The 24,396-nt window shown below is 71.8% G+C and carries 16 protein-coding genes and 2 pseudogenes; 11 read left to right on the top strand and 7 right to left on the bottom strand.

Annotated features, from left to right (window positions below; translation table 11 throughout):
* Positions 1-33: 33 nt before the first annotated feature.
* The gene (locus tag ACIBG6_RS23115; protein ID WP_399224423.1) at positions 34-771 is read right to left on the bottom strand and encodes a transporter substrate-binding domain-containing protein; all 738 of its coding nucleotides are present in this window, start codon (positions 769-771) and stop codon (positions 34-36) included.
* Positions 772-1,812: 1,041 nt separating this feature from the next.
* Here ACIBG6_RS23115 and ACIBG6_RS23110 point away from each other — a divergent pair.
* Entirely contained in the window at positions 1,813-3,348 is a 1,536-nt protein-coding gene (locus tag ACIBG6_RS23110) for an alpha/beta hydrolase (RefSeq protein WP_399224422.1), read from the top strand.
* A 124-nt stretch (positions 3,349-3,472) separates the two neighbouring features.
* On the opposite strand, the pseudogene ACIBG6_RS23105 reads toward ACIBG6_RS23110, so the two are convergent.
* The 3 genes and pseudogenes from ACIBG6_RS23105 to ACIBG6_RS23095 all read right to left on the bottom strand — a co-directional run.
* A pseudogene (locus ACIBG6_RS23105) lies at positions 3,473-3,757 on the bottom strand (zinc ribbon domain-containing protein); the annotation flags it as partial.
* Positions 3,758-4,025: 268 nt separating this feature from the next.
* Positions 4,026-5,006 carry an N-acetylmuramic acid 6-phosphate etherase gene (gene murQ, locus ACIBG6_RS23100; protein WP_399224421.1) on the bottom strand — a complete coding sequence of 327 codons (981 nt, stop codon included), beginning with the start codon at positions 5,004-5,006 and terminating at the stop codon, positions 4,026-4,028.
* Between the two features lie 115 nt (positions 5,007-5,121).
* Positions 5,122-6,048: a MurR/RpiR family transcriptional regulator gene (locus ACIBG6_RS23095; protein ID WP_329622005.1), complete on the bottom strand. Its 927-nt coding sequence runs from the start codon at positions 6,046-6,048 to the stop codon at positions 5,122-5,124.
* A gap of 122 nt (positions 6,049-6,170) precedes the next feature.
* Between ACIBG6_RS23095 and ACIBG6_RS23090 the strand changes: the two genes are divergently transcribed.
* Both ACIBG6_RS23090 and ACIBG6_RS23085 read left to right on the top strand, forming a co-directional pair.
* Entirely contained in the window at positions 6,171-6,527 is a 357-nt protein-coding gene (locus ACIBG6_RS23090) for a hypothetical protein (protein ID WP_399224420.1), read from the top strand.
* A 66-nt stretch (positions 6,528-6,593) separates the two neighbouring features.
* Positions 6,594-6,863, top strand: a complete 270-nt coding sequence (locus ACIBG6_RS23085; protein ID WP_399224419.1) for a DUF4031 domain-containing protein — start codon at positions 6,594-6,596, stop codon at positions 6,861-6,863.
* A gap of 117 nt (positions 6,864-6,980) precedes the next feature.
* Here ACIBG6_RS23085 and ACIBG6_RS23080 read toward each other — a convergent pair.
* Positions 6,981-8,211, bottom strand: a pseudogene (locus ACIBG6_RS23080) (Cmx/CmrA family chloramphenicol efflux MFS transporter).
* A 512-nt stretch (positions 8,212-8,723) separates the two neighbouring features.
* On the opposite strand from ACIBG6_RS23080, the gene ACIBG6_RS23075 reads away from it, so the two are divergent.
* Entirely contained in the window at positions 8,724-15,911 is a 7,188-nt protein-coding gene (locus ACIBG6_RS23075; RefSeq protein ID WP_399224418.1) for a hypothetical protein, read from the top strand.
* Positions 15,912-15,936: 25 nt separating this feature from the next.
* Positions 15,937-16,230 carry a hypothetical protein gene (locus ACIBG6_RS23070; protein ID WP_399224417.1) on the top strand — a complete coding sequence of 98 codons (294 nt, stop codon included), beginning with the start codon at positions 15,937-15,939 and terminating at the stop codon, positions 16,228-16,230.
* A gap of 94 nt (positions 16,231-16,324) precedes the next feature.
* On the opposite strand, the gene ACIBG6_RS23065 is transcribed toward ACIBG6_RS23070, so the two are convergent.
* A complete protein-coding gene (locus ACIBG6_RS23065) occupies positions 16,325-17,065 on the bottom strand; it encodes a hypothetical protein (RefSeq protein WP_399224416.1) in 741 nt (246 codons plus the stop codon).
* Positions 17,066-17,166: 101 nt separating this feature from the next.
* Positions 17,167-17,841 (bottom strand): hypothetical protein, encoded by a 675-nt coding sequence (locus ACIBG6_RS23060; RefSeq protein WP_399224415.1) that lies wholly within the window; start codon positions 17,839-17,841, stop codon positions 17,167-17,169.
* Positions 17,842-18,032: 191 nt separating this feature from the next.
* On the opposite strand from ACIBG6_RS23060, the gene ACIBG6_RS23055 reads away from it, so the two are divergent.
* The 6 genes from ACIBG6_RS23055 to ACIBG6_RS23030 all read left to right on the top strand — a co-directional run bounded on the left by ACIBG6_RS23055 (position 18,033) and on the right by ACIBG6_RS23030 (position 24,369).
* Positions 18,033-19,469 (top strand): MFS transporter, encoded by a 1,437-nt coding sequence (locus ACIBG6_RS23055; protein ID WP_399224414.1) that lies wholly within the window; start codon positions 18,033-18,035, stop codon positions 19,467-19,469.
* A gap of 101 nt (positions 19,470-19,570) precedes the next feature.
* Positions 19,571-20,752, top strand: coding sequence for a trans-sulfuration enzyme family protein (locus ACIBG6_RS23050; protein WP_399224413.1), 1,182 nt, complete (start codon positions 19,571-19,573; stop codon positions 20,750-20,752).
* 99 nt (positions 20,753-20,851) lie between these two features.
* Entirely contained in the window at positions 20,852-21,394 is a 543-nt protein-coding gene (locus ACIBG6_RS23045; RefSeq protein WP_329625615.1) for a MaoC family dehydratase, read from the top strand.
* Positions 21,395-21,542: 148 nt separating this feature from the next.
* Complete coding sequence (locus tag ACIBG6_RS23040) at positions 21,543-22,409, top strand: class I SAM-dependent methyltransferase (RefSeq protein ID WP_399224412.1); 867 nt, start codon at positions 21,543-21,545, stop codon at positions 22,407-22,409.
* Complete coding sequence (locus ACIBG6_RS23035) at positions 22,406-23,449, top strand: class I SAM-dependent methyltransferase (RefSeq protein ID WP_399224411.1); 1,044 nt, start codon at positions 22,406-22,408, stop codon at positions 23,447-23,449. Before ACIBG6_RS23040 ends, ACIBG6_RS23035 begins: the two co-directional genes overlap by 4 nt.
* Before the next feature lie 26 nt (positions 23,450-23,475).
* Positions 23,476-24,369 carry a diiron oxygenase gene (locus tag ACIBG6_RS23030; RefSeq protein WP_399224410.1) on the top strand — a complete coding sequence of 298 codons (894 nt, stop codon included), beginning with the start codon at positions 23,476-23,478 and terminating at the stop codon, positions 24,367-24,369.
* The last annotated feature ends 27 nt before the right edge of the window (positions 24,370-24,396 follow it).

The following is a 24,396-nucleotide window of genomic DNA, read 5'->3' as shown; positions in this document are numbered from 1 at the left end:
CGCCGTGGTGCGGTCGGGCCCTCGGGCGTCTCGTCACGCCGGCGGGGCCAGGAGGGCCGGGTCCTGGCCCGTGCGGCGGAGGGAGGCGGCGACGAAGCCGTTCGTCTTCAGTTCCTCCACGGTGTCGCGGAGGAAGGCGACGGTCTCGGGCCGCCGGCCGGACGTGGTTCCGACGGCCTGCCGGATCTCCATGAAACGGCCCTCGATCAGGCGCACGTCCTCGTGCGCGGCGGCGTAGGCGGTCATCGGCTGCCGGATCCCCGCGCCCGCCTCCAGACCCTCGGCGCGGAACACGTCGACGCCCTCCTCGCCCCGTACGACGGTCGCGTGGACGAGGGAACGGGAGAGGAACAGGTCGTAGGCCGAGCCCTGCTTGACGCCGATCCGGACGCCGGGGGCGTCCACCGCCTCGACCGTGCTGATCGCCGAATCGCGCGGCACGGCGTACACGCCCTCGATGACGACGTACGGGGAGGTGAACGCGACCTCCTTCTCGCGCGCCGGGTCCACGGCCAGGAAGCAGAGGTCGGCCCGCCCCTCCGCCATCGCCCCGAACGACTTCCGCGCCGCGTCGAAGCAGAGCAGCTCGACGGGCAGCGCGAGGCGCGCGCCGATCTCGCGCGCCAGGTCCACCGTGATCCCGGCGGGCGCGTCGGGCGTGCCCTGCGCGAGGACCGGGTTCCCGAGGTTGATGGACGTGCGCAGGGTACCGGTGGGCGCCAGGTCGGCGGCGACGGCGGCGAGGTGCGCGGAGTTCGGTGTGGTCGTCATGGGTGCGGAGTCTAGGTACCGGGCGGGTACCGGGCGGGGGCACTCGGTGTGGGCCTGCTTCGTGGGCCTCTGGTGGGACCGCCCTCTTTCCGAGAGTCGCACCTTCCGCCACCGCGTCAAGGGCAAGTCGGCTCCGCCGATGGCCTGCGGCCACCCTTGACCCGGCGGCGGAAGCCGCGCAACAACTCTCGGAGGGCGGTCCGGGGGCCGGGGTCGCGGGGGCCTCGGGCAGCGGCTGGGCTCGGAGGGCGCCTGGCAGCCCGGTGGGGTGGGGCTTGGTTCGTAGCGGGGGCCGGTGGGTCTCACCGGTCGTGTGAGGGTGCGCGGTTGTTGAATGGGGCGGCCCGGCTTGGCTTGGCGGGTCGCGGCCGGTGGGCAGGGGGGATTCAGGCCCCGCTGGTCTGTTTCGGTGGGTGGAGGCATGCCTGGCGTGCACTTACTACGAGTAACTAGCCGCTGGGTCGGAGAAGTCAGGGCGTTTCGACCCCGATCGGCGATCGATCTGCAGCAATGTCTCGTATCGGCTCTCCTCGCCGCCGCTGGCGACCCTTCCCCCACCGGGAGTGACCAGCGGGGCCTGAAGCCCGACCACTCGACGGCCGTGACTCGCTAAGCGCCGCCCGACTGCCCCATTCAACAGCCGCGCACCCCGGACCGGCCGCCAGGTGCCTACCCGCCCCGGCTGCGAACCCAGCCCCCACCCACCGGCCCGACGGGCGCCCTCCGGCCCCCGACACTGCCCGAGGCCCCCGCGACCCCGGCCCCCGGACCGCCCTCCGAGAGGTCTTTCGCTCCTGGAGCCACCGGGTCAAGGGTGGCCGCAGGCCATCGCGCAGCGACGCCGAAGGCGCCCTTGACGCGGTGGTGGAAGGTGCGACTCTCGGAAAGAGGGCGGTCCCACCAGAAGCCTGTCGGAGACGCCCGCCCCCTGCGCCTCCCCAGTGGGCCCGAACGCCCCACTTCTGGGCGGGGGTTGGCCCCACCCCAGACCCGCGTGCCTGCCGGATGGGGTGGCGGCCGTCGATTCGCGAGGCTGTGCGCATGACAACGACCCGTGGACGCACGACGCTTCTCCTCGCCCTCTCCGCCGCCGCCGTCGCCGGTGCCGCTCTCTCCGGTGGCGGTGCCGCCGTCGCCGCCACCGGCGGCGCCACGGCCGGGCTCGCGTGGGGCGACTGCGCCCCGGCCCTACGGCCGCTGCCCGGGCAGCGGTGCGCCATGCTCTCCGTACCCCTGGACTACGCCCGGCCCGACGGGGAGCAGATCCAGCTCGCCGTCTCCCGGCTGCCCAGCACGCGGCCCGAGGCGCGGCGCGGGACCCTGATGGTGATCCCGGGCGGGCCCGGCAGCTCCGGGGTGCAGCGGTTGGCGCAGAAGGGTGCCGCCCTGGCGAAGGAGATGGACGGGGCGTACGACCTCGTGGCCTTCGACCCGCGCGGCATCGGCGGCTCCGCGAAGGCGCGGTGCGGGCTCGACGAGGGCGACCGGTGGATGATGACGCTGCGGTCGTGGCCGGGCGCCGACGGGGGCATCGAGGAGAACGTCGCCCGGTCCAAGCGGGTCGCCGAGGCCTGTGCCCGGAACGGGGGTGCCATGCTGCGCGGGCTGACCACCGCCAACCAGGTGCGGGACATGGAGCGGCTGCGGCAAGCGCTCGGCGAGCGGAAGCTGTCGGCGTGGGGCGTGTCGTACGGGACGTACGTGGCGGCCTCGTACGCCGAGAAGTTCCCCGGGCGGACCGATCGCTGGGTTCTCGACAGCAGCAACGACCCCGACCCGAGGCGGGTCGCCCGGGGTTGGCTTGAGGGCATGGCGCAGGGTGCCGAGGACCGGTTCCCGGACTTCGCGGACTGGGCGGCGCACCCCGACCGGGCGGACGAGGGGCTGCGGCTCGCGGAGCGGCCCGAGGACGTACGGGCTGTGCTCATGGACCTCGCGGGGCGGCTCGACCGGGAGCCGCATGCCTCGGTGCTGCCGGGTGCGCCCGGCGAGCCCGTGCGGCCCGGGCCCCCGCTCACCGGGTCCATGCTGCTCCAGGCGCTTCAGCTCGCGCTCTACTCCGACGGTTTCTTCCCGTCCTTCGCGCAGATGGTGACGGAGGCGCTCGACCCGGAGGGCGAGCCGGTGTTGCCGCGCGAGCTGGCCGGCGCGATGCCGGACGACGCGGCGGCCATCACCGTCGGCGTGATCTGCAACGACGTGAACTGGCCCGCGTCCGTACCGGCGTACGAGCGGGCCGTGGCGAAGGACCGGGAGCGGTTCCCGCTGACGGCGGGGATGCCGGCGAACATCACGCCCTGCTCCTTCTGGAAGGGTGGGGCGGTGGAGAAGCCGGTCCGCATCACCGACCGGGGGCCGTCGAACATCCTGATGATCCAGAACCTGCGCGACCCGTCGACGCCGTACTCCAAGGGGCTGCGGATGCGGGAGGCCCTCGGCCAGCGGGCGCGGCTCGTCTCCGTCGACCACGGCGGGCACGGGGTGTACCTGGGGAACGGGAACGCGTGTGGCGACGCGGCGGTGACCCGTTATCTGACCGAGGGTGTGCGGCCGTCGGAGGACGTTCTCTGCCGGTGAGTACGAGGAAGGGCCCGGCGGACGGTGTCCGCCGGGAGGACGGACTTGATGACGCGGCGGAGGGAGCCGTCGCGGGGGAGCTTGAGTTGGAGTGCTCTCCCGGCTGAGGCCGGGAGATTCCTGCTTACCTCGCGGTAGCGGGCTTGACGCGTTTGGCGCACCTGACGACTGCCCTCCCGGCAGCCGGGACGAGCGCGAGGCCCATCCGGTACAGGTGCAAGACGTTCCGGGCCGCGTTGTGGTCGGCGTTGCCCGACCATCCGCAGTCCGGGTTCTTGCACAGGAACACAGCCTGGGACTCCCGGTTGCCGGGCGTGGTGACGCCACAGGCGGAGCAGCGTTGGGAGGTGCCGGGGGCGGGGACCTTGTGCAGGGTGCCGCCGTGTTGGGCGGTCTTGTACGCCGGCATGGGGGCCGGGCGCGGTGCCCGAACTGCCGCTTGACCAGGGTGTCTTGGCTCACGACCGAGGACGTGGCATCGGTTTATATCGCCACGCTGGCATCCTCACCCCGATGTCAGAACGGGGCGCCATGTTGTCCACAACCTGCACGTTCACTTGGCTTTTGTCACGAAATGCCCACGCAATGCGTTCATCGACGCCATGCTGTCCCGGACCGAGGAGATCCGTCCCTGACCGCCACCCCCAGCTTGCTCGGACGGGCGTCCAGGGGATGGGTCACGCGGTGGGCTCGGTCGCGTGCAGCGCCGCACGCAGGTGACCCTGGGAGACGGTGAGGCGACGCGCGGCCGTGGGGGCGTCGATGTCGGCGAGGATCATGAGGATCGCGTTCTTCACCTCCCCGTCGGCGGCGGTGAGGGCGGCCTCGATCTGCTCGTCCGGCGCACCGGTGGCGAGGGCGACGATCCGCCGCGAGCGGGCCTGGAGCTTCTCGTTGGAGGCGCGGACGTCGACCATCAGGTTTCCGTAGGTCTTGCCGAGGCGGATCATCGTGATCGTCGAGATCATGTTGAGGACGAGCTTCTGGGCCGTGCCGGCCTTGAGCCGGGTGGAGCCGGTGAGGAGCTCGGGGCCGGGGACGACCTCGATGCCGTGCTCGGCGGCCGCGGCGAGCGCGCTGTCCGCGTTGCAGGACAGGCCGATGGTCAGCGCGCCGTGTGCGCGGGCGTGTTCGACGGCGCCGATGGCGTACGGGGTGCGGCCGGAGGCGGAGATGCCGACCACGGTGTCGTCGGCGGTGAGCCCGAGCGCGGTCAGGTCCTCCACCGCGAGCTCCCTGGAGTCCTCGGCGCCTTCGACGGCCTTGACCATGGCGGAGGGGCCGCCCGCGATCAGGCCGACGACCACGGACGGGTCGGTGTTGAAGGTGGGCGGGCACTCGCTGGCGTCGAGGACGCCGAGGCGGCCCGCGGTGCCGGCGCCCAGGTAGATCAGCCGGCCGCCGCGTGCCATGCGCTCGGCCGTGGCGTCGATCGCGGCGGCGATGGCGGGGAGTTGGCGGGCGACGGCGGCGGGGACGGTCTGGTCCTCGCCGTTCATGGTCCGGGCGATGTCCAGGGTCGGCAGCCGGTCGATCTCGGCGAGCTCGGGGCGGAACGCCTCGGTGGTGAGGGTGGCCAGCTGGGCGCGGAGCTCCGAGTACGTGGCGGAGTCGGCTCCCTGGGCGGCGGCGGTGGAAGGAGTGGACGTGGTGGACATGTGCGGCTCTTTCGGTGCGTGGACGTCGTCGGCGTCGTTGGCGGTCGACGTGTGACGCTCGGCGGGCGGGGCGTCGTTACGGGGTGGTCGTTACGGGGTGGTCGTTACGGGATGGTCAGCGGGTCCGGGGCGAGTGGCGGTGGGCGAGGGCTTCGTACGAGGCGGCGAGGGCAGGGGCCGCCGTCTCGTACGTACGCTGGGTGACGCAGGTGAACAGGCAGTCCACGACCAGGAGTTGGCTGGTCCGGGACGACATGGCCGCGGGGCGCAGTTCGCTCTCGCGGGCGGTGGAGGTGGTCAGGACGTGGTCGGCGTACTGCGTGACCGGGCCGTCCGGGCGGCCGGTGATCGCGACCGTGGTGGCGCCGTGGTCGAAGGCGACGCGCAGCGGTTCTATGACGTCGCCGGTGGAGCCGGAGTGGGTGATGGCGATGGCGACGTCGCCGGAGCGGAGCTGTACGGCGTTGGTGACGGCGAGGTGCGGGTCGCTGTGGGCGTGCGCGATCAGGCCGATACGGAGCAGCTTCTGGCCGAGGTCCTGGGCGACGAGGCCGGAGGCGCCGACGCCGTAGATGTCGATGCGGCGGGCGGTGGCGAGCGCGGCGACGGCGGCGCCGAGCTGGACGGTGTCGAGTCCGGCGGCGGTGTCGGCGAGGGTCTGCTGCTCGTCGTAGGCGAGCTTGGCGACGACGTCGGCGACGGGGTCGTCGACGGCGATGTCGGCGGTGACGGCGGGCGCGCGGCCGGACTGCTGCTGTGCGGCGAGGCCGGCGAGGGCGAGGCGCAGGTCGCGGTAGCCGGGGTAGCCGAGGAGCCGGGCGGTGCGGACGACGGTCGCCTCGCTGGTGCCGGTGAGCTCGGCGAGGCCGGTGACCGTGAGGGCGGCGCAGCCGGCGGGGTCGCCGGCGACGGCTTCGGCGACCCGCTGCATCGAGCGGGTCATGGAGGGCGCGAGGGTCCGCACCTTGGCCGCGAGGGCGGCGGGCGCGGGGGGCGCGGCAGGGGCCTCGCTCGTGAAACTTTCCTTCACTTCATTGGTCACATCTGAAAGATACTTTCGGCCGGGTGGGCCGACAAGACCCCATCGGCCCCGGATCGGGCCCGGGCGGTCCCGGAAACGGACGGGACCTTCGCCCTGCCCCGGCGGCGGGTGACAATGAGTGCATGGACGAGATCGACCCCGTGGAGCAGGCGCTGCACGCCGCTCGCGCGCTGGTACTGGCCGACCTGGTGGCCCGAGAGGTGGCCGCCGCCGAGGTCGTGTCGATGGTGGAGGACGCGGTGACCCACCGGCGCTGGTGGGTCGAGCAGTGGCCCGAGGGCGTGACGTACGTCGCGGGGCTCGTCGCCCAGGACGTCCAGGACGCCCTCCTCGAACGGTACGGACGCTGGCCGCTCTGCCCGGTCTGCTCCACGGGCGACCCGCACGCCCTGGACGTGGAGCCCGAGCTCGGGCCCGACCCGCACTGGGTCTGCGGCAAGCAGGGAGTGGTGGTCGCACCGGTGGGCAAGCTGACGTGAGCTTCTACATCGACCTGGTGGGGTGCCTGGCGTGAGCTTCTACATCGACCCGGTGGGGTGCCCGACGTGAGCCTCTACATCGACCCGCCGACCTGGCCGGGGCACGGCCGCATGTGGTCGCACCTGGTCAGCGACGTCTCCTTCGACGAGCTGCACGCCTTCGCCGCCTCGATAGGCGCCCCGCCGCGCGCCTTCGAGCGGGACCACTACGACATCCCGTCCGAGCGGTACGCGGACGCGGTGGCGGGCGGCGCGGTCGAGGTCGGCTCGAAGGAACTCCTCCGCCGCCTCACCGAAGCGGGCCTGCGGCGCCCGAAGAGCCGGCCGGTCGCCTGACCCGGGGTGCGGGTCGCCTGCCCCGGATGCGGGGCGGCCGAAGGCGGCCGGGCACCCTGGACCACCGGCATCCCGACATGATCTTGCTGACCGGTGCGCGGACACCGGCGGGCGCCGTCAGTGGGCGGTGTTCTTCAACGGTACGGGCGTGCCGGCGTCGTCGGGCTGCTTCGTCGGGCTCTTGGTCACGACGTGGCTGCCGGAGGCGCGCCCGCCGAGGCGCAGCGCCAGTGCCGTCGCGCCGAGGGCCACCGCCGTCATCGCCGCTCGCCCAGGCCGGGGAGGCGAAGCCGAGGCCGGCGTCGATGACGGTGCCGCCGAGCCAGGGGCCGCCGGTGTTGCCGAGGTTGAACGCCGCGGTGGTCGTGGCGCCGGCGAGGGTGGGGGCGGCGCCGGCGACGTTGAACATGCGGGCGTTGAGGGCCGGGGCCGTATAGAAGGCGGAGACGCCGAGGAGGAACGTCAGGACGATCGTGGCGACCGGGCTCGACGCGAGGAACGCCAGTGCGATCAGGAAGACGGTGGAGGCGGTGATGCCGGTGAGCAGGACGCCGAAGAGGTGGGCGTCGGCCACCCGGCCGCCGATCGCCGTACCGATGACGGCGCCGATCCCGAAGAGCGCGAGGACGCCGGAGACCCAGCTCTCGTCGACGCCGGAGACGTCCGTGAGGAGCGGGGACAGATAGGAGAAGGCGCAGAAGACGCCGCCTGCGGCGAGCGCGACGATCGCGACCTGGAGCAGGACCTGCGGGTCGCGGTAGACGGCCAGCTCCCGCTTGAGGCGCGGCTTCGTCTCGGGGAGCGGGATGCGGGGGATGCGGGTGAGGACGCCGACGAGGGCGATCGCGGAGGCGGCGGCGACCGCCCAGAACGCGGAGCGCCAGCCGAGGTGCTCGCCGAGGAAGGCGCCGGCGGGGACGCCGATGACGTTGGCGATGGACAGGCCGCCGATCATGACCGCCATGGCGCGGGCGCGCGAGCCCACCGGGACCATGGCGATGGCGACGGCCGCGCCGACCGCCCAGAACCCGGCGCAGGCGAGCGCGCTCACGATGCGCGAGGCGAAGAGGACGGCGTAGTTCGGGGCGAGGGCGCCCGCTATCTGGCCGAGGCCGAAGACGGTGATGAGGGTGACGAGGGTCGTCTTGCGGGGGAGCCGGAGGGTGGCGACGGCGAGCAGCGGCGCGCCGACGACCATGCCGATCGCGAAGGCGGAGATGAGGAGTCCGGCTTGGGGGATGGAGACGTTCATGTCCTCCGCGATGGGCGGGAGGAGTCCCGAGAGCATGAACTCGCTCGTGCCGAGTGCGAAGACGGAGAGGCCGAGGATGTAGACGGCCAGGGGCATCCGGCTGGGGGTGGCGGTGGGGCTGGGGGTGGGACCGGGGCTGGGGGTGGCGTCTTCGGCGGAGAGGGAGGGCATGACATGCGTAAACCCGGATTTTGTGCCTGTCATTCCGTGTGCGGAGGAATGTCTTGCGATGCGAGACGAGTGCCGCTCGCCCCACTCCCTTACGGCCGGTAACAACATGATCAACTAGGCGTCGCTTTGGCCTCTTTCCCGCTCCCCTGGGGCTTTGGTGAGGATTATTTGATCTTCTCTTGGAGGCGGTGCGCGTGACATCGTCGCGGAGCAAGCGGTAGCGCCGGTTCGTGGGGGGCGAGCGTGCCGGCGGTCGCGTCAGGGGGAGTGTGTCCTGGTGCGGCTGACCGCTGTTCTGTCATGCCCATGTTCATGTCTAGGTGCTGCCGGACGATCGCGAGATTGCAAGGCGGGACATGTCATTGCTCAGAGACGCCGGCAGACGCCGGCGTCGCCTACGGTCGGCCCTGACCAGGGCCACCAGTACGACAGCCCTCATGACGGCGTCCGCCGTCCTCGTGGGAATGATCTCGGCGTCCCCGGTCGCCGCCGAGGAGCCGACGCCCGAGGTGGACGACGGCCTCTACCGCAACAGCATCGGCAGTGACCGGCGCCTCGACCGCTGCATCGCCGCGGTGGCGCTGCACGTCGGCGGCCCGCAGGTGAAGGTCAAGGCCATCGAGGGCCTGACCGGCACGGAGGAGCAGCTCGGCGGGGTCGTCCGGGCCCCGGAATGGTGGAACCCCAGCCCCCTGAACGTGGCCTCCAAGGCCGATCAGGAGGCCGCCGGCGTCTACTCCGCCATGTCCTGGGCCCGCCAGGACGCCCTGACCGCCGCCAACCACCCGTACGCCAGCTCCGTGGCGTCCGACGCCGGGCTGACGTGGCACGCGCCGAAGTTCGGCGAGGACCTCCGGCACTTCACCGTCGTCACGCAGAAGGAACTCGCCTGGCGCGTTGGCGAGGCCGACATCAGCCGGCCCAGCGCCGAGGCGATGGAACGCGCGAAGGCCGTCGCCGCGGAGAACAACGGCAAGGACCAGCTGCACGACTGGGCAGCGGATTCCATGCTCAGGTTCAGCAATGTCGGCAACACCGCCAACACCTCCAGCGACATCGCCGCCTATCTGAAGCGCGGTGGTTTCCCGACCGTGGCGCCCGTCAAGGGCACGCCCGAGTACCGTGTCGAGGTCGAGGACCTCAAGCAGGCCTGGGCCGGCTGCGACTACCAGAACCCGTGGGACCCGTCCCGCAAGCTCAACGAGCCCCTCATGACCGCGATGGTCGAGTGGGAGCTCGAGTACGCGGGTCAGGCCACCCAGCGCGCGACCATCATGCGCGCGGAGGCCGACGCCTCGGTGGCGGCCCGTGAGGCCACCGACGACCTGATCGAGGCCATCGGTCAGGCGTGGCTCGCCGACCAGATCCTGAAGTGGAGCACGTTCTGGCGCGACAGGATCGCCCAGTCGCCCGGTTACTACTCCGATGAGCCCGACCAGGCCAGGCTCGCCAAGGCCGACGCGGATCTCGCCACGTACCGCGGCAACATCGCGGCCCTCGTCACCTCGGCCAAGGCCCAGTCGGCCAAGGCCGCCACCGCCGCCCAGTCGGCCACGACCGCGCAGCAGCAGGCTTGGGCCGTCGCCGACACGACCCACGTCCCGCGTGGCCGGGGTCTGATGTACGCGCAGCAGTCCGTGCAGGTGGCCCGTGCCTCCGCCGCTGCCGCCGCCGCCGCGACGAAGGCGACCGAGACCACGCTCGCCTCCGCCAACGCCACCGCGGCCACCAGCGAGGCGCTGCTCGCCAAGGCGCAGACCGAGTCGCACGCGATCGACGCCGAGTTCCGTCGCGTCGCCGCGCAGGAGGCCGCCGCCCAGGCGAAGGCCGCCGCCGACACGGCCGAGGCGAACGCCACGGCCGCCACGGAGAGCGCGAACACGGCGAAGGCCGCGCGGACGACGGCCGAGCAGAAGCGCGACAAGGCCAAGGAGGCCGCCGACACCGCTTCCGCCGAGCGGGCGAAGGCGCAGGCCGAGCAGGCCACCGCCACCGCCTCCCGCGCCAAGGCCGCCACCGAGCGCGCCAAGGCCAAGGCGGCCGAGGAGCGCGCCGCCACGCAGCAGACCGCCGCCACGAGCGCGGGTACGGCCGCGGGCACGGCGACAGCCGACGCCACGGCGAAGCGGAAGGTCGCCGACGAGAAGGCGAAGGCCGCGCAGAGCTCGCGCGAGAAGGCGATCGCCGCACTCCAGGCGAAGCAGGCCACCGCGGCCCGCGCCGCCGCCCTCGAAGCCGCCGCGACCGCTGCCGAGGGCAGCGCCGCCGCCGCCGAGACCCGGACTGCGGCCACCAACGCCCGTACGGCCGCGAACCAGGCCGTGCAGGCCGCGACCGCCGCGCAGACCGCCGCCGACCAGGCGACCACGGCCGCTGTCGCCGCGCGTACCGCCGCCACCACGGCGGAGGGCGCCGCCGAGCGCGCCCAGGCCAGTGCCGACACGGCCTGGTCCGCCTTCTACGCCTCCCAGGGCGAGGCGTCCACGGCGCACGTCGCCGCGGCCACCGCGCTCGACGCGTCGCAGGATGCCGCGATCCGCGCGGACAACGCCGCGACGGCCTCCGAGAACGCGACCGAGCTGGCCAAGAAGGCCCAGCTGGAGTCGGTCGCCGCCGGCACCAGCGCGGACGAGGCCGTGAAGTCGGCCGCGACCGTCGTCGGCCGTGCGTACGCGGCAGGGCAGGCCGCCCTGGCCGCTCGCGACAGCGCGAAGGCGGCGATCAACGCTGCCGACACCGCCGTCTCGGTCGGTACTCCGTACCAGGAGAAGGACAGTTCGGCCGCGTTCGCGGTGCTGTCCGGCCAGTCGTCGAAGACGCTCGCCGAGCAGCAGGCCGCGGCCGCGGAGGCCAAGGCCGTCGCGGCGGCCGCCGCCGCGGAGTCCGCGCAGCTGACCGCCGACCAGGCGACGGGTGACGCGAAGCTCGCGGCCGAGGCCGCCGCTCGCGCGGCGAGCGATTCGTCGCGCGCGGTCGAGGCCGTGACCCGCGCCCAGACGGCAGCGGGACAGGCCTCCGACGCCCAGAAGGGCGCGAAGGACGCGTCCGACGCCGCCGCCGGTCACGCCGAACAGGCCGGGGTCGACGCGCTCAGCGCCCGGACCACCGCCGGTGCGGTGAGCGGCATCGCCGCCGAGGCCGACCGTGAGGCGACGGACGCCGAGCGGCACGCCGCCGAGGCGAACGAGAAGGCCGGCCGGTCCGCCGAAGCCGCCGCGGAAGCCGCGCGCAAGGCGACCGAGTCGGAGAAGGACGCCAAGGACGCCGAGGACAAGGCATCCGACGCGGCGGGCGACAGCTCGGCCGCCGAGGAGGCCGCCAAGCAGATCGAGAAGGAGCAGCGCGAGAAGAACGAGGCCGCGCACCAGGAGGCCCTGGAGGAGGGCACCACGCCCATCAAGGGCGGTGCGTCCAACTGGCCGGCGCTCGGTGAGCGCGAGGAGCGGATCCTGCTCGACGCGTGCGGTCAGACCTGTGTCGACGACTACCGGAAGGGCCTCGCGGCCGTCTCCGTGAACGTCGTGGAGTGGGCTTCCGCGAACGGCGGGCAGATCCTCTTCGATCAGCTCGACGCCGCCAAGGTGAAGGACTGCCTGGCCTCGCGGGACGTCGACGACTGCCTCTGGGCGCTCGTGGACATCCCCTCGTCGTCCGTGATCGTGGGGCGTATCCCCGCGCTCGCCGTGGCGATCGAGAAGGTCTCCGACGGCATGCGGACGATCTTCAACGCCGCCGACGACGCCCTGCGCCGGCTCAACGAGCTGACGTCGGTCATCAGCGGCGTCCGCTCCACCCCGCGTCTGGAGCGCTGCATCACCGGCGTCGCCCTGCACGCGGGTGGTGTCAAGACGAAGGCCAAGGCCATCGAGGGCCTGACCGGGACCGACGCACAGCTGCACGCGGTCATCGGCGACTCCATCTGGTTGCAGTTCATGCCTCTGGGGGAGGCCAACTCCCAGGACAAGAAGGCCGCGTACGAGTACGTGGACGCCATCGCGGCCCGCAAGGCGATCCTGGAGGACGCCAACCGGCCGTACGCGATGAGCTCGTTCAGCGACGAGATCACGCTGCACGCACCGCAGTTCGGCGCCGAGGTCATGGCGTTCACGTACGCCACGCAGCCGAAGCTGTCCGCCCGCGTCGGCTACGACGGGCACACCAACCCCAGCGCCGAGTCCGTCGCCCAGGCCAAGGCCGTCGCCGAGCAGAACCGCGGCAAGGACGACTGGCACGACTTCGCGGCGGACTTCATGCTGCGCGACGCCAGCACGTCCGACGACCTGTTCTCCGGCGGCACCACGTCCGCCGACATCGCGACGTACCTGCGGCACGGCGGCTTCCCCGCCAAGAAGGTCACCGAGGGGACCGCGGCGTTCCGCGTCGAGGTCGAGAACCTCAAGCAGTCCTGGGCCACGTGCAACCACGGCGACCCCGTGGACCCGCGCAACGCCCTGAGCGACGTCGTCTCCCGGGCCTCGGCCGAGTGGGAGTCGGAGTACGCCGGGCAGAACACACAGCGCGGCATCATCATGCGGGCGGAGGCCGACGCCGCCGCGGCGACGAAGGCCGCCGCGGACCACATGATCGAGGCGATCGGGCAGGCGTGGCTCGCCGACCAGATCCTGCTCTGGCAGAAGTACTGGCACGACCAGCTCGCACGCGACCCGAACCACCTCTTCAAGCCGAAGCAGGCGCTGTTCGACCAGGCCAAGACGGACCTCGCCAAGGCCCGCGGCAAGGTCCAGGCGCTGGTCACCAAGGCCCAGGCCCAGGCCGCTCTGGCCACCGCCGCCTCCCAGCGCGCGGTGACCGCCCAGCAGGACGCCTGGGCCATCGCGGACGCCTCCGAGGTGCCGCGCGGCCGTGGCCTGATGTACGCCCAGCAGTCGGTCCAGGTCGCGCGCGCTTCCGGCGCCGCCGCCACGGCCGCCGCGAAGGCGACGGAGACGGCGCTGAACGCGGCGAACGCCACGGTCTCGACGTCCCAGACGCTGCTCGCCCTGGCGAAGACCCAGGCGCACGCGGTGAACACCGAGTTCCGCCGTATCGCCGCGCAGGAGGCCGCCGCCCAGGCGAAGGCCGCCGCGGACAGTGCCGACGAGCAGGCGGCCGAGGCCGAGGCGAACCTGAAGATCGCGCAGGAGGCCAAGGCCACCGCGGAGAAGGAGGAGCAGGAGGCGAAGCAGGCGGCCGCCACGGCGCAGGGCAAGCGCGCCGAGGCGGAGCTGGAGCGCGCCAACGCGGCGGCCCACCGGGCCACCGCGGAGCAGGAGCGGGACAAGGCCAGTGTGGCCGAGGCCCGTGCGCAGGAGGAGAAGGGCAAGGCCGCCTCCGCCCGCTCCGACGCGACGACCGCGGCCGACGGTGCCGCGCTCAAGCGGGCCGACGCGGAGGCGTCGGAGGAGCAGGCCAGGCTGGCCCGTGACCGCGCCGTCGAGGCGGAGCGCACCAAGAGGGCGGCGGACTCCCGGGCCGCGGCCCTCGAATCCGCGGCTGCCGCCGCCGAGGGCACCGAAGCCGCCACCGAGACGCGGCAGTTGGCGACCGAGGCGCGTGCCGCCGCCAACGCGGCGACCACCGCGGCGACCAACGCCCGTGCGGCGGCGAACGAGGCGACGACCGCTGCGGTCAACTCCCGTGCGGCCGCGACCCGGGCCAAGGGTGCCGCGGACCGCTCCAAGGCGGCCGCGGACGGCGCCTGGGCCGCGTACGCGACCGCGATGGGATCGGCGGCTGCCGCCCACGCGGCCGCGGCCACGGCCATCGACGCCTCCGAGGCGGCCGCGCAGAACGCGCGGAACGCCGAGGCGGACTCGCGGAAGGCGTCGGCCGCTGCGGCCGTCGCGAAGCAGGAGGCGGCGGCCGCGCACACCGAGGCGGTCCTGACCGCCGAGTGGGCGGCGAAGACGGCCGGTCACGCGTACGCCGTCGCCCAGGCGGCGAGCGCGGCGCGGGACACCGCGACCCAGGCCGTCAAGCCGGCGAAGGAAGCCATCGCGATCGGCTCTCCGTACCAGGAGACCGACGCGTCGGCGGGCTTCGCGGTCCTCACCGGCCAGAGTGCGCTGACCCTCTCGGAGCAGCAGGCCAAGGCCGCCGAGGCGAAGGCCGTGCAGGCGGCCGCGTACTCGGCCGAGGCCCAGCGCCTCGCCGACCAGGCGGCGGCCGACGACAAGCTGGCCGCCCAGGCGGCAGCGGCGGCGGCCAAGGACGCGGAGCGCGCGGCGAAGGCCGTGAAGCGCGCCCAGGCCGCGGCGGTGGAGGCGGAGAAGGCGGCCAAGGCCGCTCAGGCCGCCGCCAAGCGCGCCGACGGATACGCCCTCCAGGCGGGTTCGGACGCCATGGCCGCGACGTCCGCCGCGAACGCGGCGATGGGTGACGCGGTCGCGGCCGACAGCGCGGCCACGGAGGCGGAGAAGGACGCCGCGAGCGCCCGTGCGGCGGCGACTTCGGCGGAGAACGACGCCGCCGCCGCCCGTTCCTCGGCCACCCAGGCCGAGAGCGACGCGGACGCGGCCGAGACCGCCGCCGAGAACGCGCACGCGCTCGCGACGGAGGCCGACGAGGCCGCCAAGCGGGCGGAGGAGGAGGAGCGCAAGCGCCTCCTGGAGCAGCGTGGTGATCATGTCGAGGCCGGCTCCCTGGTCACCGGCCAGGAGCTGACCCCGACGGTCGAAGAGCTGCTCATGAAGATGTGTGGCCAGACGTGCGTCGACGAGTACACGGCTGCCAGGGACCTGGCCGGTGGGGACATCGTCGAGTGGGTCAAGGCCAACGGCGGGGCGATTCTGCTTGAGCTGTTCGGTCTCGCCAACATCAAGGAGTGCCTGTCCACCTGGGACTTCGAGGCCTGTGTCTGGGCGCTGGTGGACGTGGCGGGGTATCTCGTCCCCGTCCTGAAGATCCCCGCGGTGGCGAAGGCGCTGTACCGGATCGGCATGGCGCTCGACAAGTTCTTCGACGCGGCGAAGCTCGCGAAGAAGCTGATGGAGAAGTACCAGGGCTTCCTGAAGAGGGTCAAGGACTCTCCGGTCTGCCTGGTCAGGCCGCAGTCCGGGACGTCCGGCGTGGCGTCGTACGGCAGCGGCTCGTACAGCACCGCTCTCTACCGGACTCCGTCGTCCGGCGAGGCGTCGTCGTTCAGCACCGTCGGCAGCCGTCCCAGCGACGACTGGTATCCGGATGACTACCAGGACGACATCCCCGAACCCGTCGACCCGAAGTCCTTCTACCCCGATGACTACGTCGACCCGAAGGACAGGCCCAAGGACCTGGGCGACTGGGCCTCGATGCCGGATCTGTGCGAGCCGGTGGTGGTCGGCCCGGCGTTCACGAAGAACATCAGGAGGTACCACTTCGAGGGCGGTGACAAGGTCCAGGATGACAAGGGCATCTGGAACAACGTGCTCTCCGACGGAGACATCGTGACGATCTTCCTGATGGCGGCGATCAAGTGCGCCGGCAAGTGGACGAAGTCGAAGTCGGTGGCGAACAACCGCGTCTGCGTCTTCGATCCGGGACTCGGCAAGATGATCGGCAAGAAGAAGCCCGGCGGAGACGACACGGACCTCGTCGAGGTGGTCGTGTCCATCTACGGTGTCCCGGTCACCATGTACCCGAAGTAGTCGGACCAGCGAGGAGGAACGAGAGATGAGCCGTCTTGGGGTCCGGGTGCTCGACCTGGCGCAGGACATCCAGTCGGAGTTCGCGGACGACGACGAGGAGAGCATGCTCCACTTCTGCATCGAGGCGCCGGATACGGCTGTTCGCTGGGGAGTGAGCGGCTACGGCGAGACGCTCTTCAACTCCAAGCAGGCGGAGCAGCTTCTCCGGGAGTTCGAGGAACTCCCGGAGGAGCGGCGAACGCCCGTCCTCCGACGACTGAGGGAGAGCACGCTGTGGGTCTACCGGAGAAGTGGATACCTCCAGTTCCTCGGTGACTGATCCTTCGCGTTCCCTCACAATTGAACGCCCGGCCGGAACCCATCCGGCCGGGCGTTCGCGTGTCCGGGCTCTCTCCGTGCTTACGGCGGCAATGTCAGCCCCGCGCGTCCGCGATCCGGTCCAGCTGGGCCGTGATCACCGGATCCGGGATCGCCGCCTTCTTCGGGTCCAGCATGTTCACGCCGTAGAACGCCGCGATCACGCCCCCGCTGCGCACGACCGTGTACGTCATCGGCACCTTCTGCTTGGCGATGTCGCCGGTGATCCGGTAGCCCACGGCCTCGTCGCCGAGCTTCGGCGCCGGGAGGTTCTCGACCTTGCCGTAGGTGAGGCCCAACGTCTTGAAGCCCTTGGGGCATTCGGTGACGGCCGTGCGGAGCTCCTTCATCACCCGGGTGGCGTTGGACTCCGAGTGCGAGGCGAGCCACATCGAGCCCACGGTCGCGTTGGCCGCCTCGCCGGGCTGGAGCGAGCGGTGGACCGTGGACACCGCGGGGACGTGCGTGAAGCCGCCGATCAGGCTGGCGAGCGGCTGGCAGGCCTTCTTGTCGGCCTCCATGCCCCGGCCGGCCTCGACCTCCGCCTTGGCGATCTTCTTGGCGTCGAAGTTCGCGGTCATTCCCGTGATGGCGACCTTTTCGAGGGCTTTTCCGTCGAACGCCCCCAGGCGCTTCGCCTCGGCGGCCTCTTTCTCCTCGGGGCTCTGCTCGCTCTTCGCGCTCGCGCTCGGCTTCGGCTTCTTGGAGTCGGATTCCGAGGATTCGCCGCTGCACGCGGACATGACGAGGATGGCCGGTATGACGGCAGCAATCGGAAGGGCCCTGCGCAGTTTCATGGTCTTTCCTGGCATCTCTCGCTGGCGAAGAATGAGCAGAATGATCTTACCGGCGGTAGAGGTCGGCTCTCATTACGTTTTGACGTCGGATCAGCCCGGACTCAATTCGCGTCGGAAATGTCCGTCAATTCCTTGAGCTCCTTTTCCATGTTGTCCCGCGCCTTCTCCTCCCACACCGCCGCCCCGTACGGCGTATGGAAGAGGCGCGGGAGCGAGAGGAGCTGGCGGAGGACGGTCGCGCGGCCCGCCCGGAAGGCGCCCTCGGGGACGAAGGCGTACTCCTCGCGGACCGCCGCCGCATACCCCCTGTAGGTATCCGGATCGGTGGCCAGGATCGCGAGGTCCGCGTCGCAGAGGGTCTCGCCGTTCAGGTCGCCCGCGGCCGGGTCGTGGGACACCGTCAGGCGGACGAGCCGCGCCACTTCCCGCACCTCATGCTCCGTCAGGCCCGCTTCCCTCAGGGCGCGTTCGGCCAGCTGGGCCGAGCGTTCCTCGTTCTCGGTGCGGTCCGGACGGTAGACCGCGTCGTGGAACCAGGCGGCCAGGCGGACGAGTTCCAGCTCGCCGCCCTCCCCGCCCTGGTCGGAGAGTTCGTCGATGCGGTCGAGGACCGCCCGCAGGTGGTCGACCGTGTGATAGCGGCGCTGCGGCTCGGCCCAGCGGGAGAGCAGGTTCCGGCCGTACGGGGCGGGGTCCGGGCCCTCGTGGCCGGCGCGGGCGGCGCGCAGGGTGGCGTTCCAGCGCTGGAGCAGCTCGGGGTGTTCCTCGGCGGTCATGGGGGCATTCTGCCCGGCGTGCGACCCGGAAGCCCTGCTTCCCCTGTGTCGCGCTCCGCGCCGGAAGGCTCGGCTCCCTGGTGCTCCCGCCGCGCCCTCACCTCACTCTTACATACCCCCTATGGGTATGCTACGGTGCTCCGCGAAGGTACCCCCCTGGGGTATGCAGCAGCGAGTGAAGGGTCAGGGCAATGTCAACCGTCAATCCCCGGCGCTGGTGGGCACTTGTCGTGCTCGCCGCCGCGCAGTTCATGGTCATCATGGACACCTCGATCATCGGGGTCGCACTCCCCGAGATGCAGAAGGACCTGGGCTTCACGCAGGGCGAGCTCCAGTGGGTCTTCAACGCCTACGTCATCGTCTTCGGCGGCCTGCTGCTCCTCGGCGGACGCCTCTCCGACCTCGTCGGGGCCCGCAAGATCTTCGTCACCGGCTGGGCGATCATGATCGTCGGCTCGATCCTCGCCGCCGCCGCGCAGACCGCCTGGGTGGAGATCGCCGGCCGCGCCGTCCAGGGCGTCGGCGGCGCGCTCATCGCGCCCGCCGCGATGACCCTGCTGATGATGCTCTTCATGCACGACCCGAAGGAGCTCGGCAAGGCCATGGCGCTCTACGGCGCCGCGGCTCCCGCCGGCGGCACCGCGGGCGTCTTCCTCGGTGGCGTCTTCACCGAGTGGGCCGCATGGCAGTGGGTCTTCATCATCTACATCCCGATCGGCCTCGCGACCCTCGCCGCGACCAAGCTCCTCCCGAACGTCGAGTCCCGCCGCGGCTCCGTCGACGTCCTCGGCGCCGTCGCCGTCACCGCCGGTCTCGCGCTCGCCGTCTTCGCCGTCGTCCGCGCCCCCGAGGTCGGCTGGGGCGCCACCGCCACCGTCCTCGAACTGGTCGGCGCCGCAGCCCTGTTGGTCCTCTTCTTCGTGATCCAGAAGAGCATCCGCGAGCCGCTCATGCCGCTCAGCGTCTGGCGGGTCCCGCGCCTCGGCTCGGCCAACCTCGCGATGACGCTGCTCGGTGCCGCCTGGATCCCGATGTGGTACTTCCTCAACCTGTACCTCCAGCAGGTCCTGGGCTACGGCGCCTTCGCCTCCGGTGCCGCGTTGCTCCCGATGACCGTGCTCCTCATGATCTTCATGACGGCCATCACCTCCCGGCTCATGATGAAGTTCGGGGCCAAGCCGCTCATCGGCATCGGTCTGCTCGTCCTCGCGGCCGGTCTGGTCTGGCTCGCGGCCGTCCCGCCGACCGGCACCTTCCTCATCGACGTCCTGCCTGCCTCGCTCGTCGCCGCGCTCGGCATGTCCCTCGCCTACATCCCGGCGATGATCGCCGCGATGTCCGGCGCCCCGCAGGAGCAGGCCGGTCTGGCCTCCGGCATCGTCAACACCACCTACAACGTCGGCTCCGCACTCGGTCTCGCCGCGCTGACCGCCGTCGCCATGTCCCAGGGCGCCGACCAGCTCGGCAACCTGCCCGCCCTCACCGACGGGTTCTCGGCCGCCTTCATCGGCGCCGCGATCATCGCCGCCGTCGGCGGTGTGATCACCCTCCTCGTCATGAAGAGCGACAAGGCCGTGGCCGCCGAGGCCGCCGCCCCCGCGCCGCAGGGCGAGAAGGTCTCCGCCTGACCGGCCCGACACGCACGCACGCACCCAGGGGCCGCCCGATGTCCGTCACCGGACGTCGGGCGGCCCCTTTCCCGTATCAGGAACGGCAGGAAAGGAACGTCATGGAACTGAACACCCGCGCCGTGCACGTCTTCAACGAGCCCTTCCCCACCGGCAGTTGGCCACTGTCCGTGCCCCTCGTCCAGTCCTCCGCCTTCGCCTTCGACTCCGCCGCCGAGCTCGCCGACGCGATGGCGGGCCCCGACGGCCGGTACGTCTACAGCCGCCGCGGCAACCCGACCGTACGGGCCCTGGAGCAGACCCTCGCCGGCCTGGAGGGCGGCGCCGGGGCCATCGCCTTCGCCTCCGGGATGGGCGCCCTCAGCGGCGTCCTGCTCGCACTCCTGCGGCCCGGCGACCGGGTGGTCGCCCAGCGCTGCCTGTACGGGGGCACCCACGCCGTCCTGTCCGACCTGGCCGAGCGGTACGGGATCGAGGTCGTCCGGATCTCCGGCGACGACCCGGCCGAGCTGGAGGCGGCCGCCGTCCATCCCGCCACCCGGCTCCTCGTCCTGGAGACCATCGCCAACCCCACCGGCCAGGTCCCCGACCTGCCGGGGCTGCTCGCCGCCGCCCGCGCGGCGGGCGTGACGAGCCTCGTCGACAACTCGCTCGCCTCGCCCGTGCTGTGCCGCCCCCTGGAGCTCGGCGCCGACATCGTCGTCCACTCGACGACCAAGTACCTCTCCGGGCACTCCGACGTCCTCGGCGGCGCCGCCGTCTTCGCCGACGACGAACTGCGCCACCGCGTGTGGCCGCGGACCGTCGAACTCGGCGCCTGCGCCGACCCGTTCGCGGCCTGGCTGACCCTGCGCGGGATACCGACCCTGCCGCTGCGGATGCGCGAGCACTGCGCCAACGCCGTCTCGCTCGCCGCGGCGCTCTCCGAGCGGGCCGAGGCCCGCGGCGACGTCACGGCCGTGCACTACCCGTGGCTCGCGGGCCACCCCTCGCGCGAGAACGCCCGCAAGGCCCTCTCGGGCGGCGGCGGGCTGCTCTCCTTCGAGCTGGCCGGCGGCCGGGACGCGGGACGGGCCTTCGTCGAGCGCGTACGGGTGGCGAAGCTCGCGCTCTCCCTCGGCGGCGTGGAGACCCTCGTGACGCATCCCGCCTCCACCTCCCACCGCGAGCTGGACGCGACCGCGCTGGCCGCCGCCGGGATCGGCGAGGGCCTGGTGCGGATGTCCGTCGGCATCGAGGACGTCGAGGACCTGTGGTCCGACGTCGAACAGGCCCTCGCCTGAACGGATTCCCGCCTTCTTTTGGGTTGACAAAATAAACGAACGATTCGTAGATTGGATGTCGCCAGGGAAAGACCACTCCTAGGTCAAGGGGGGCGCGCGATGCGCTACTTCGAGGACTTCCGGCCCGGCGACGTCCACGAGCTGGGCGCCGTCACCGTCACGGCGGAGGAGGTGCTGGAGTTCGGCAGGCGCTTCGACCCGCAGCCCTTCCACACGGATCCCGAGCTCGCGGAACGCTCGCAGTTCGGCGGCTTGATCGCGAGCGGCTTCCACACGCAGTCGATGTTCATGCGGCGGTACGTGGACGGCCTGCTCGCCTACAGCGCCTGTATGGGCTCGCCCGGCATCGACGAGGTCCGCTACCTGCGGCCCGTCCGCCCGGGCGACGTCCTCACCGCGCGCGTCGAGATCCTCGGCTCCACCCCGTCGCCGTTCAACCGCACCACCGGCACCGTCAAACCGCGGTGCACCCTGGTGGCCGCCGACGGGACGGCCGTGTTCAGCATGATCCTGCACAGCATCTTCCGCCGGCGCCCCGCCGACTCCGAGGCCGACCATCTGTCGTCGATGCCCGCGGCCGAGGACCCCGTCGCCTGTGGGCGACCGGCGGCGAAGAGCGCTGTCCCGGCCATGAGCGCCTGACGGACCGTCCTCCGCCAGGCCGCCTGAACACGGCCGTCCGCACTACTCACGCACCACGCACGCACCACGCACGCACCACCTCCGGCTCTTCGCCGTTCCTGCGCCATTCCTTCCCACCACCCTGTTCGCCAGTGAAGGGGGACCTCCTGTGGAGGCCGTATCCCGCACCGCCCAGTGGACCGCCGCCGCGCGCGCCCTGGAGACCGAGCGCGAGGACCGGCTGTTCGCCGATCCCTACGCGCGGACCGTCGCCGACGAGGTCGGCTTCGAACTGCTCGACCGCTACGACGGCGGCGGCATCGTGCCGTTCCTCGCCATCCGCACCACCTACCTCGACCGGGCCATCGTCAAGGCGGTGGAGGAGCGGGGCATCCGCCAGGTCGTCTTCCTCGCCGCCGGCATGGACACCCGCTTCTTCCGGCTGCCCTGGCCGGACGGCGTCACCGTCTACGAGCTCGACCGCCCCGCGCTCCTCGCCGCCAAGGCCGAGATGCTGGCGGACGAGCCGCAGCCCGCCGGCCGCACCCGGATCACCGTCCCGGTCGACCTCACCCAGGACTGGACCGGCCCGCTGAAGGAGGCGGGCTGGAAGAGCGAGGAGCCCGTCCTCTGGGTCGTCGAGGGCCTGCTGTTCTTCCTGCCCGAGCAGGCCGTACGCACCCTCATCTCGACGCTCTCCGCGCACGCCGCGCCCGGCTCGGTGCTGCTCGGCGACGTCATCTCGAAGGCCGCCCTCGTCAACCCGCTGGCCCGCACCTTCCTCAAGGCCCTGAAGGACGACGGCAACCCGTGGCTCTTCGGCACCGAGGACCCCGAGGCGCTGCTCGACGACTGCGGCTGGGCCGTACGGGAGGTCAAGCAGCCCGGCGAGGACGGCGCCGACTTCGAGCGCTGGCCCTACCAGGTCGCCCCGCGCGCCCTCCCGGGCGTGCCGAGGTCGTTCCTCTTCACATGTGACCTGCCCGGTGCGAGCGGCTCCGACCTGCCCACCCACAGCGAGGAGAAGGCGGCATGAGCGCCCACGACTTCCACCAGCGGGTCATCACGGACGCCGGCGCGGCCGTCCGCGGTCTGACCGTCGCCCTCGGCGAGCGCCTCGGTCTCTACAAGGCGCTGGCCGCCGAAGGTCCCCTGACCGCCGAGCAGCTCGCCGGGAAGACCGGCACCGACCCGCGGTACATCGAGGAGTGGCTGCACGCCCAGCTCTCCGCCGGGTACGTCGAGCGGCACCCCAGTTCGCTCACGTACACGCTGCCCGCCGACCACGTCGAGGTCCTCGCCGACCCGAAGGCCGTCACGTACGCCGCCGGGTTCTTCACCGCCCTCAAGGCGCTGTACGCCACCGAGGACCTGCTCGTCGACGCGTACCGCACCGGCGACGGCGTCGGCTGGGCCGAGCACGACGCGGCCCTCGACACCGGCATGGGCTCCTTCTTCCAGCCCACGTACGAGCACAAGCTCGTCCCGGACTGGCTGCCCGCCCTGCACGAGGTCACCGACAAGCTGGCGGACGGCGGCACCGTCGCGGACGTCGGCTGCGGCGTCGGCCACACCACGCTGCTCATCGCGAAGGCGTTCCCGCAGGCCACGGTCCACGGCTTCGACTACTCCGAAGAGGCCATCTCCCTCGCCCGTGAGCTCGCCGAGGAGGCCGGTCTCTCCGACCGGGTCGTCTTCGAGGTCGCCTCGGCCGACGACTACCCGGGCTCCGGCTACGACCTGGTGTGCTTCTTCAACGCCCTGCACGACATGGGCGACCCGGTCGCCGCCGCCCAGCACGTCCACAAGTCCCTGGACGCGGACGGCACCTGGATGCTCGTCGAGTCGAACGTGTCCCCGCAGGACATCGACACGCAGACCCCCGCCGCCCGCATGTTCATGGCCCTGTCGGCCGTGATGTGCCTGCCGGTCGCGGTCGCGCAGCGCGGCCCGCACGCCCTCGGCAACCACTCCGGCGAGAAGGCCTTCCGGGCCATCGCGGAGGAGGCCGGCTTCACCCGCTGGCGCCGCGCCACGGAGACCGCTGTGAACGCCGTGTACGAGGTCCGGCCGTAACCCCCCATCGTCAGAGGAGTAAGCACATGGGCCTGACCGCCCCCCTGCCCGTCACGGACCGGTTCATGGAGGTCCTGGAGCGGCTCAGCGAGCGCTCCGTCGAGGACTACTACAACCCGTACCAGACCTTCCAGTGGCCCGAGACGCTGGAGGAGAACCGTTTCTGGATGACTCCGGAACTGCTCACCGTCTACGGCACCGAGCACTACGACACCCTCGGTGAGGAAACGCTTCAGCGCCTGTCGAAGTGGGAGTCCATCAACTTCTACAGCCTCAACGTGCACGGCATCCGCGAGCTCCTCATCGAGGTCGTCGGCCGCATCCACATGCCGGGCTTCGAGGTCCCCTCGGACTTCTTCCACCACTTCATCGGTGAGGAGAACGAACACATGTGGTTCTTCTCCGAGTTCTGCCGCCGCTACGGCCACAAGATCTACGGCTCCACCGCGATGCGAGCCGACGCGGCCTGGGAGCCGGAGGTCGAGAACTTCCTGGTCTTCACCCGCATCCTCTTCTTCGAGGAGCTCGTGGACCACTACAACTCCCGGATGGCGAAGGACGATTCCCTCTGTCACACCATCCGCGAGGTCAACCGCATCCACCACCAGGACGAGTCCCGCCACATCGCCTTCGGCCGTGAACTGGTCTCGCTCCTCTACTCCCGGATGTGCCAGTCCGTCAGCGCCGAGCGGGTGCGCGAGGTCGAGGCGTACCTCAAGCGGTACGTCGTCTACAGCACCAACTCCCTCTACAACCCGCACGTCTACCGCGACGCCGGCATCCCGGACCCGCTGGCCCTGCGGAACTCGCTGGTCGCCGACGAACGCCGCCGCCCGCACGAGCGCAAGTCCATCCGCAAGCCGCTCTCCTTCTTCCTGAAGACCGGGATCTTCACCGACGACACCCTGCCCGTCGTCTGACGCGCCCCAGGACCTGCCTGAGACCTC

The organism is Streptomyces sp. NPDC050842 (assembly GCF_044456565.1).
Lineage (GTDB): Bacteria > Actinomycetota > Actinomycetes > Streptomycetales > Streptomycetaceae > Streptomyces.
Note: the sequence above shows the minus strand (reverse complement) of the source record. Positions and strands in the feature narration are given on the sequence as shown.

What these genes read in the sequence shown, in the direction of transcription:
- ACIBG6_RS23115 (WP_399224423.1), bottom strand. Translation starts at nt 771, where the DNA reads ATGACGACCACACCGAACTCCGCGCACCTCGCCGCCGTCGCCGCCGAC.
- ACIBG6_RS23110 (WP_399224422.1), top strand. Translation starts at nt 1,813, where the DNA reads ATGACAACGACCCGTGGACGCACGACGCTTCTCCTCGCCCTCTCCGCC.
- murQ (WP_399224421.1), bottom strand. Translation starts at nt 5,006, where the DNA reads ATGTCCACCACGTCCACTCCTTCCACCGCCGCCGCCCAGGGAGCCGAC.
- ACIBG6_RS23090 (WP_399224420.1), top strand. Translation starts at nt 6,171, where the DNA reads ATGGACGAGATCGACCCCGTGGAGCAGGCGCTGCACGCCGCTCGCGCG.
- ACIBG6_RS23075 (WP_399224418.1), top strand. Translation starts at nt 8,724, where the DNA reads ATGACGGCGTCCGCCGTCCTCGTGGGAATGATCTCGGCGTCCCCGGTC.
- ACIBG6_RS23070 (WP_399224417.1), top strand. Translation starts at nt 15,937, where the DNA reads ATGAGCCGTCTTGGGGTCCGGGTGCTCGACCTGGCGCAGGACATCCAG.
- ACIBG6_RS23065 (WP_399224416.1), bottom strand. Translation starts at nt 17,065, where the DNA reads ATGAAACTGCGCAGGGCCCTTCCGATTGCTGCCGTCATACCGGCCATC.
- ACIBG6_RS23060 (WP_399224415.1), bottom strand. Translation starts at nt 17,841, where the DNA reads ATGACCGCCGAGGAACACCCCGAGCTGCTCCAGCGCTGGAACGCCACC.
- ACIBG6_RS23055 (WP_399224414.1), top strand. Translation starts at nt 18,033, where the DNA reads ATGTCAACCGTCAATCCCCGGCGCTGGTGGGCACTTGTCGTGCTCGCC.
- ACIBG6_RS23050 (WP_399224413.1), top strand. Translation starts at nt 19,571, where the DNA reads ATGGAACTGAACACCCGCGCCGTGCACGTCTTCAACGAGCCCTTCCCC.
- ACIBG6_RS23045 (WP_329625615.1), top strand. Translation starts at nt 20,852, where the DNA reads ATGCGCTACTTCGAGGACTTCCGGCCCGGCGACGTCCACGAGCTGGGC.
- ACIBG6_RS23035 (WP_399224411.1), top strand. Translation starts at nt 22,406, where the DNA reads ATGAGCGCCCACGACTTCCACCAGCGGGTCATCACGGACGCCGGCGCG.
- ACIBG6_RS23030 (WP_399224410.1), top strand. Translation starts at nt 23,476, where the DNA reads ATGGGCCTGACCGCCCCCCTGCCCGTCACGGACCGGTTCATGGAGGTC.